Raw genomic sequence first — 536 nt, 5'->3', positions numbered from 1 at the left:
ACCCAGCCGAGGCTGTCCATGATGAACGCGTCGTTCGGCGCGAGCGAGTTCGCCTTCTCGATCAGCTTGCTCGCTTCCTGCAGGCGCAGGTTGCGGTCCGCGAGCGAATAGCCGAGCGCGTTGTAGGCTTGCGGATTGTCGGGCTGCGCACGCATCAGCAGGCGCAACTGCTGTTCCATCGTCGTGTACTGGCCGATCTTCTCGCTCGCCGTCGCGTAGTCGTAGCGCAGATCGGGATCGTCCGGGAAATCCTCGACGGCTTGCGCGAGCCGGTCGGCGGCTTCCTTGTAGCGCTTCGACGTGAAGAGGATCGACGCGTCGGTGCGCGCGATCACCGCGGCGTCGCGCGGGTCGGACGCCTGCAGGTTCGCGAGCAGCTTGCGCGCTTCGTCGGCCTTGCCCTGCTTCTGCAGCAACTGCGCGCGCGTGACCTGCGCGGGTACGTACTGCTGGCTCGCTTCGTCGACCTTGTCGAGCCATTGCGCGGCGAGCGCCTCGTTGTTCTGGTCGAGCGCGATCTGCGCGAGATACACGTA

1 protein-coding gene is annotated in these 536 nt (G+C 65.9%); it reads right to left on the bottom strand.

Annotated features, from left to right (window positions below; genetic code table 11):
- On the bottom strand, window positions 1–536 hold a 536-nt coding region (locus ACU8YE_RS24180), incomplete at both ends, for a tetratricopeptide repeat protein (protein ID WP_446929901.1).

This window comes from Ralstonia sp. VS2407 (genome assembly GCF_052950655.1).
This window is presented reverse-complemented; position numbering and strand designations above follow the sequence as displayed.